General features: G+C 57.6%; 8 protein-coding genes. 7 read left to right on the forward strand and 1 reads right to left on the reverse strand.

The window, feature by feature from the left end:
* Nucleotides 1-3: 3 nt before the first annotated feature.
* The 7 genes from nrdI to rfbA all read left to right on the forward strand — a co-directional run bounded on the left by nrdI (nt 4) and on the right by rfbA (nt 7035).
* Nucleotides 4-459 carry a class Ib ribonucleoside-diphosphate reductase assembly flavoprotein NrdI gene (gene nrdI / locus C8N42_RS14325; RefSeq protein WP_107817256.1) on the forward strand — a complete coding sequence of 152 codons (456 nt, stop codon included), beginning with the start codon at nt 4-6 and terminating at the stop codon, nt 457-459.
* Complete coding sequence (nrdE, locus tag C8N42_RS14330) at nt 441-2564, forward strand: class 1b ribonucleoside-diphosphate reductase subunit alpha (protein ID WP_107817257.1); 2124 nt, start codon at nt 441-443, stop codon at nt 2562-2564. Before nrdI ends, nrdE begins: the two co-directional genes overlap by 19 nt.
* Before the next feature lie 7 nt (nt 2565-2571).
* Nucleotides 2572-3543, forward strand: coding sequence for a class 1b ribonucleoside-diphosphate reductase subunit beta (nrdF, locus tag C8N42_RS14335; RefSeq protein WP_107817258.1), 972 nt, complete (start codon nt 2572-2574; stop codon nt 3541-3543).
* A gap of 165 nt (nt 3544-3708) precedes the next feature.
* Nucleotides 3709-4269, forward strand: a complete 561-nt coding sequence (rfbC, locus tag C8N42_RS14340) for a dTDP-4-dehydrorhamnose 3,5-epimerase (RefSeq protein ID WP_107817259.1) — start codon at nt 3709-3711, stop codon at nt 4267-4269.
* Nucleotides 4266-5315: a dTDP-glucose 4,6-dehydratase gene (gene rfbB, locus C8N42_RS14345; protein ID WP_107817260.1), complete on the forward strand. Its 1050-nt coding sequence runs from the start codon at nt 4266-4268 to the stop codon at nt 5313-5315. Before rfbC ends, rfbB begins: the two co-directional genes overlap by 4 nt.
* Nucleotides 5312-6163, forward strand: a complete 852-nt coding sequence (gene rfbD / locus C8N42_RS14350; protein WP_107817261.1) for a dTDP-4-dehydrorhamnose reductase — start codon at nt 5312-5314, stop codon at nt 6161-6163. Before rfbB ends, rfbD begins: the two co-directional genes overlap by 4 nt.
* Nucleotides 6160-7035, forward strand: coding sequence for a glucose-1-phosphate thymidylyltransferase RfbA (rfbA, locus tag C8N42_RS14355; protein WP_107817262.1), 876 nt, complete (start codon nt 6160-6162; stop codon nt 7033-7035). Before rfbD ends, rfbA begins: the two co-directional genes overlap by 4 nt.
* Before the next feature lie 117 nt (nt 7036-7152).
* Here rfbA and C8N42_RS21765 read toward each other — a convergent pair.
* Nucleotides 7153-7346: hypothetical protein (locus tag C8N42_RS21765; protein ID WP_211309197.1), on the reverse strand; the 194-nt coding region annotated here is incomplete at its 5' end.

Below are 7346 nucleotides of genomic sequence, written 5' to 3' on the forward strand. Positions count from 1 at the left end.
CCGATGGGTGCGGAGGCATTTGCGCCTGGCGCCCCAGAGAGCGTCCCGGACATCGTTTACTACTCATCCGCCTCGGGCAACACGGTGCGGTTCGTGGAGCGGCTTGGTCTCTCCGCCAAACGCATTCCGATTTCCCCCAAGGAGGCGATGCCCGGGATTGAGAGGCCTTTCGTTCTGATCTGTCCGACCTACGCGGACGGGGAGGGGCGCGGGGCTGTGCCGAAACAGGTGATCCGTTTTCTCAACAATGCGGCGAACCGGGCACAGCTTTTGGGTGTGATCGGAACGGGCAACCGGAATTTCGGCACGTTGTTTGCCATGTCGGGTGACATCATCGCCCGCAAATGCAATGTCCCGCTGCTCTATAAATTCGAGTTGGCGGGATTTGACAGGGACATCGCCCGTGTGCGTGCGGGATTGGAAAAATTGGGGATGGAGCCATGCTCGACAGCGACCTGAACGGTCTCGATTATCACGCGTTGAACGCCATGCTGAACCTCTATGACGCGGATGGACATATCCGGTTCGAGGCCGACCGCATGGCCGCGCGTCAGTATTTTCTACAGCATGTGAACCAGAACACCGTGTTCTTTCACTCACTCGACGAAAAGCTCGGCTATCTCGTGGAGGAAGGCTATTACGAGGCGGAGGTTCTGGACCAGTATTCCAAGAACTTCATGCGCAAGATCTGGGACGCAGCCTATGCTAGGAAGTTCCGGTTTCCGACCTTCCTCGGTGCGTTCAAATATTACACGTCCTACACGCTGAAAACCCGCGACGGGCAGCGGTATCTGGAGCGTTACGAAGACCGCGTTGTCATGTGTGCGCTGGCGCTTGCGCGAGGTGATGAGGCGCTTGCCATGTCCTTCATGGAAGAGATGCTTTCGGGGAGGTTCCAACCCGCGACGCCGACCTTCCTGAACGCCGGCAAGAAGTCCCGTGGCGAGCTGATTTCCTGTTTCCTGCTGCGGCTTGAGGACAACATGGAAAGCATCGGGCGGGGGATCAACTCCGCGCTGCAACTGTCGAAACGCGGCGGTGGCGTGGCCCTGTTGCTCACCAACATCCGCGAACATGGCGCACCGATCAAAGGCATCGAGAACCAGTCTTCGGGCGTGATCCCGGTGATGAAGCTTCTGGAAGACAGCTTTTCCTACGCCAACCAACTTGGCGCGCGTCAGGGCGCGGGTGCGGTTTACCTGAATGCCCACCATCCGGATATTCTGCGCTTCCTCGATACCAAACGCGAAAACGCCGACGAGAAAATCCGCATCAAGACCCTGTCGCTCGGTGTGGTGATCCCGGACATCACGTTCGAACTCGCCAAGCGCAATGATGAAATGTACCTGTTCTCCCCACATGACGTCGAGAAAGTCTATGGTGTGCCCTTTTCCGAGATTTCGGTCACCGAGAAGTACGAGGAGATGGTGGACGACAAACGCATCCGCAAGAAAAAGATCAACGCCCGTGCGTTCTTCCAGACACTTGCGGAGATTCAGTTCGAGTCCGGTTATCCCTACATCATGTTCGAGGACACGGTGAACCGGATGAACCCGATTGCGGGGCGCATCAACATGTCGAACCTGTGTTCCGAGATTTTGCAGGTCAACGAGGCGTCCGAGTTCAACGACGATCTGTCCTATCGCCATCTCGGCACGGATATTTCCTGTAACCTCGGCTCGCTGAATATCGCGAAAACAATGGACGGCAAGGATATTGGTCAGACGGTCGGAACGGCGGTTCGGGCGCTGACCGCCGTGTCGGAAATGTCGGCGATTGACTCGGTGCCGTCGATCCGTCGCGGCAATGACGAAAGCCACGCCATCGGTCTCGGCCAGATGAACCTGCACGGGTTTCTGGCGCGCGAACATATTCATTATGGTTCCCCGGAAGGTATCGAGTTCACCTCCGTCTATTTCGCCGCCGTTGCCTATCATGCGATCCGGGAAAGCAATGCTCTGGCCCGCGAACATGGCGAAAGTTTCAAAGGATTCGAGACCTCCGACTATGCCAATGGCGCCTTCTTCGACAAATACACCGACCGCGATTGGTTGCCGGAAAGCGAGCGGGTCAAGGCGCTATTCGAGGGAATAGACCTGCCGACCCGTGACGATTGGGCCGTGCTCAAAGAAGCAGTGATGCAGGAGGGGCTTTACAACCGCAACCTGCAAGCCGTGCCGCCCACCGGGTCGATCAGCTATATCAACAACTCGACCTCTTCGATCCACCCGATCGTGTCGAAGATCGAGATACGCAAAGAGGGCAAGATCGGTCGTGTCTATTATCCGGCCGCCTTCATGAACAACGACAATCTCGAATACTATCGCGATGCCTATGAGATTGGGCCGGAAGCCCTGATCGACACCTATGCGGCGGCGACCGAGCATGTGGATCAGGGGCTGTCCCTGACGCTTTTCTTCCCGGCGGAGGCCACCACGCGCGACATCAACCGCGCGCAGATTTACGCGTGGAAGAAAGGCATCAAAACCATCTATTATGTGCGTCTGCGCCAAGCGGCCCTTGAAGGGACCGAGGTGCAGGGCTGCGTTTCCTGCACATTGTGAGGCCCCGATGAAAGACATGACCGACATCCGCATCCCGCGCGCGATCAACTGGAACCGGGTTCAGGACGACAAGGACCTTGAGGTCTGGAACCGTCTGACGGTGAACTTCTGGCTGCCGGAGAAAGTGCCGCTCTCGAACGACATTCCGAGCTGGTCGACCCTGACCGAGGAGGAGCAACGCCTGACCATCCGCGTGTTCACCGGGCTGACGCTTCTGGACACGATCCAGAACACCGTTGGCGCGCCCTCTCTGATGCCCGATGCGGTGACACCGCATGAGGAGGCGGTGCTTACGAACATCGCTTTCATGGAGGCGGTGCATGCGCGCAGCTACAGTTCGATCTTCTCGACGCTCTGCTCGATGAAAGAGGTGGACGAGGCCTTCCGCTGGTCGGAGGAAAATCCGCATCTTCAGGCCAAGGCGCGCGTGATCCTTGAGACTTATGCACCCGGCAACGATCCACTCAAACGCAAGATCGCGTCGGTGTTTCTCGAAAGCTTCCTGTTCTATTCGGGCTTTTACCTGCCGATGTACTGGTCGTCGCGGGCGAAACTGACGAACACGGCGGACCTTATCCGGCTGATCATTCGCGACGAGGCGGTGCATGGCTATTATATCGGCTACAAATTTCAGCGCGGCATGGAGCGCTTGCCCGAGGCGGAGCGTCAGGCGCTCAAGGACTATGCCTTTGCCATGCTCTTCGATCTCTACGACATCGAGGCGCAATATACCGAGGAACTCTACGATGGGATTGGGCTAACCGAGGATGTGAAGGCTTTCCTGCATTACAATGCCAATAAGGCTCTGCAAAATCTCGGTTTCGAGGCGCTCTTTCCCTCCGAGGTGTCCGAGGTCAATCCGGCCATCCTCGCGGCGCTGAGCCCCGACAGCGAGAACCACGACTTCTTCTCGGGCTCCGGGTCCTCCTATGTGATCGGCAAGGCGGTCGCGACCGAGGACGAAGACTGGGATTTTTAAAATGGCTCCGCGGGGAGCGTGTTTTCCCGCGCGATTTCAGCAGGCACTTGGCTCCGGTGCTGCAAATTGGCGATAGTCTCGTTTTATGAGATGGGAAAGATTGCGGCTGACGCAGAAATTATGCACCTTCGATCCGAGTGTGTTTCTGTAGGAAAACGGGTCGTCATGATTTCTCCAACTTCGCTTTCGGGCGTTTACCTGATCACGCCGCCGCGGTTCGGCGATCACCGTGGGTTCTTTTCGGAAAGTTGGAACAAGAAGAATCTGATGGAGGCGGGGCTGGACCTGCCGGAGTTTGTACAGGACAACCATTCTCTTTCGCGCGAGGTTGGCACGGTCCGTGGGCTGCATTTTCAAAGCCCGCCGCATGCCCAGGGCAAGCTGGTGCGCTGTGGTAGGGGGCGGATTTTCGATGTGGCGGTGGATGTGCGCAAAGGTTCGGACACCTATGGTCAGTGGGTGGGCGAGAAACTGTCATTTGAGAATGGCAAACAGCTCTGGATTCCGGCAGGGTTTCTGCACGGGTTCATGACTTTGGAGCCTGACAGCGAGATCATCTATAAATGCACCGATTACTATGCACCCGAGTGCGACGGGGCGGTGAAATGGGATAGTTGCGGAATAGATTGGCCGCTTGAGGGAATCACGCCGGTGATCTCGGAAAAGGATGAGAAAGCGCAGGTTTTCGCCGCATTCGAGACGCCTTTCACGAAGGACAACACATGAAGATTCTTGTGACAGGCGGTGCGGGGTTCATCGGCTCTGCCGTGGTGCGGCTTGCGGTGTCGCGGGGTCATGAGGTGGTGAATGTCGATGCGCTGACCTATGCGGCCTGTCTCGACAATGTGGCCTCTGTCTCGGACAGCCCACTCTATGCGTTCGAACAGGTGGATATTCGCGATCGGGCCGGATTAGACACTGTTTTCGCCAAACATAAACCCGATGCGGTGATGCATCTGGCTGCCGAAAGCCATGTGGACCGCTCCATCGACGGGCCGGGGGATTTCATCGAAACCAACATCACCGGCACGTTCAACATGCTGGAGGCGGCGCGCAAATACTGGGTCGAGGCGGGCAAACCGGAGAGCTTCCGGTTCCACCACATTTCGACGGACGAGGTGTTTGGCTCGCTGCCCAACGATCCGGCGATCAAGTTCACCGAAGACACGCCCTATGACCCGCGCTCGCCCTATTCGGCCTCGAAAGCCAGTTCGGACCATCTTGTCCGCGCCTGGCATGAGACCTACGGGCTGCCGGTCGTTCTGACGAATTGCTCGAACAATTACGGCCCGTTCCATTTTCCGGAAAAACTGATCCCGGTAATCATTCTCAATGCCTTGGCGGGCAAGCCTCTGCCGATCTATGGTGACGGCTCGAATATCCGTGACTGGCTGTTCGTCGAAAATCACGCCGATGCGCTTTTGCTTGTCGTGGAAAAAGGCGAGATCGGGCGCAACTACAATATCGGTGGCGAGAACGAGCGAACGAACCTTGAACTGGTTCGGACGCTTTGTGGCATTCTCGATGAAAAAAGACCCAAATCCAGCGGAAGTTATGCCGATCAGATCACCTTTGTAACCGATCGCCCGGGCCATGACGCGCGCTATGCGATTGATCCGTCGCGCATCCGCGAGGAACTGGGCTGGCGCCCGTCGGTGACCGTCGAAGAGGGGCTTGAGCGCACTGTGGAATGGTATCTCGACAATGAGGCATGGTGGCGCGCGCTTCAGGACCGGCACGGGGTCGGCGAACGGTTGGGGGTGAAGGCATGATCCTCGTTTTCGGCAAGACTGGTCAGGTGGCCATGGAATTGCAACGGCTTTTGCCGGAGGCCAGGTTTCTTGGGCGCGACGAAGCGGATTTGACCGATCCGCTTGCCTGTGGCCGGAAAATCCGTGATCTGAAGCCGGCGGCGGTGATCAACGCTGCGGCTTATACGGCGGTGGACAAGGCGGAGGACGACGCGCTGGTCGCCACATTGGTGAATGCGGCGGCACCGACGGAGATGGCCGAGACCTGTGCCGATCTCGGCATTCCCTTCGTACATATCTCGACCGATTATGTGTTCGACGGGGCGGGTGAGGAGCCTTTCGCTCCGGATCACCCGACAGGTCCTCTGGGGGTCTATGGAGAAACCAAGCTTGAGGGTGAAAACGGGGTACGCGAGGCGGGCGGCGTCTTTGCGATCTTGCGCACCTCGTGGGTGTTCTCGGCCCATGGCGGCAATTTCGTCAAGACCATGCTGCGTCTGGCCGAGACCCGCGACAAGCTGACGGTCGTGGTCGATCAGATCGGCGGACCAACGCCCGCACGTGACATTGCGAAAGCCTGTGTCGAGACTGCGGAACAGCTCAAAACAGACCCGAACAAGGCCGGAACCTATCATTTTTCCGGCAGCCCGGATATGAGCTGGGCCGATTTCGCGCGAGAGATCTTCGCGCAGGCGGGCAGCGTGGTGGAGGTCGAGGATATTCCAACCTCGGCCTATCCGACGCCAGCCAAACGTCCCGCCAACAGCCGGTTGGATTGCAGTACGACGGAAACGACATTCGGCATCAGGCGTCCGGACTGGAAGGCCGGGCTGGCCGAGGTTTTGAGTGAATTGGAGATACGGCCATGACAGAGCGCAAAGGCATCATCCTCGCAGGTGGCTCGGGCACGCGGCTCTATCCGCTGACCATGGCGGTCTCGAAACAGCTCATGCCGATCTATGACAAGCCGATGATCTATTATCCGCTCTCGGTCCTGATGCTTTCTGGCATCCGGGAGATTGCCGTAATCACCACTCCTGCGGATCAGGATCAGTTCAGGCGTCTCTTGGGCGATGGTAGCCAGTGGGGTTTGTCGCTCACCTATATCGTTCAGCCCTCGCCGGATGGTCTGGCGCAGGCCTATATTCTGGCCGAAGATTTTCTCGACGGTGCGCCCTCCGCAATGGTCTTGGGGGACAATATCTTCTTTGGACATGGTCTGCCGGAGATGCTTTCTGCGGCTGACGCCAAAGAGGTGGGTGGAACGGTGTTTGGTTATCATGTCGCCGACCCGGAACGCTACGGCGTGGTGAAATTCGATGCCGCTGGAACGGTCGAGGAAATCATCGAGAAACCCGAGGTGCCGCCGTCGAATTATGCGGTCACCGGGCTGTACTTCCTGGATGGTGAAGCACCTGCACGAGCGCGGGCGGTCAAACCTTCGGCCCGAGGAGAACTTGAGATCGTCACGCTGCTGGAAAGTTATCTCGCCGATGGAACGCTTTGCGTGGAAAGGATGGGGCGCGGTTATGCCTGGCTCGACACGGGCACCCATGGGTCGCTTCTGGATGCCGGGAACTTTGTACGGACCCTTTCGATGCGTCAGGGCATGCAATCCGGCTGTCCGGAAGAAATTGCCTATCAAAAGGCGTGGATCGACGATGCGACGATGCGGGAGCATGCCGAAAAATTCAAGAAAACCGATTACGGCAAATATCTGAAAAGTCTTTTGAGGAACTGAATTCGAAGGGCAGCATGAAGCCCCAATTCGGCTGTCCTCTCATGTTGAGATAAATTCTATTTACTTCCTGTTCTGTGACGGACGGACGGGCAACGTCTTCTTAGGGTTTATGCCTTCTCATACCTGTGTGGCGAGGTGGGCTTGCCAAACCGGTGAACGCCGGTTCAGCAAATGAGTGGGTGAAATCATGAATCTGCGTCGAGATTTTCGCGCGGCTGAGAACGGCGGTGCAAAATTAGACCACGGTAGCGCCGTCGTATTGACGGTGCGGGCGGCGTAAAAGTCGTCCACTTTTTCCCTTCTTGCGGCAG

It is taken from the genome of Celeribacter persicus (genome assembly GCF_003050785.1).
Classification (GTDB): domain Bacteria; phylum Pseudomonadota; class Alphaproteobacteria; order Rhodobacterales; family Rhodobacteraceae; genus Celeribacter; species Celeribacter persicus.

What these genes read in the sequence shown, in the direction of transcription:
- nrdI (WP_107817256.1), top strand. Translation starts at nt 4, where the DNA reads ATGGGTGCGGAGGCATTTGCGCCTGGCGCCCCAGAGAGCGTCCCGGAC.
- nrdE (WP_107817257.1), top strand. Translation starts at nt 441, where the DNA reads ATGCTCGACAGCGACCTGAACGGTCTCGATTATCACGCGTTGAACGCC.
- rfbB (WP_107817260.1), top strand. Translation starts at nt 4,266, where the DNA reads ATGAAGATTCTTGTGACAGGCGGTGCGGGGTTCATCGGCTCTGCCGTG.
- rfbC (WP_107817259.1), top strand. Translation starts at nt 3,709, where the DNA reads ATGATTTCTCCAACTTCGCTTTCGGGCGTTTACCTGATCACGCCGCCG.
- rfbA (WP_107817262.1), top strand. Translation starts at nt 6,160, where the DNA reads ATGACAGAGCGCAAAGGCATCATCCTCGCAGGTGGCTCGGGCACGCGG.
- nrdF (WP_107817258.1), top strand. Translation starts at nt 2,572, where the DNA reads ATGAAAGACATGACCGACATCCGCATCCCGCGCGCGATCAACTGGAAC.
- rfbD (WP_107817261.1), top strand. Translation starts at nt 5,312, where the DNA reads ATGATCCTCGTTTTCGGCAAGACTGGTCAGGTGGCCATGGAATTGCAA.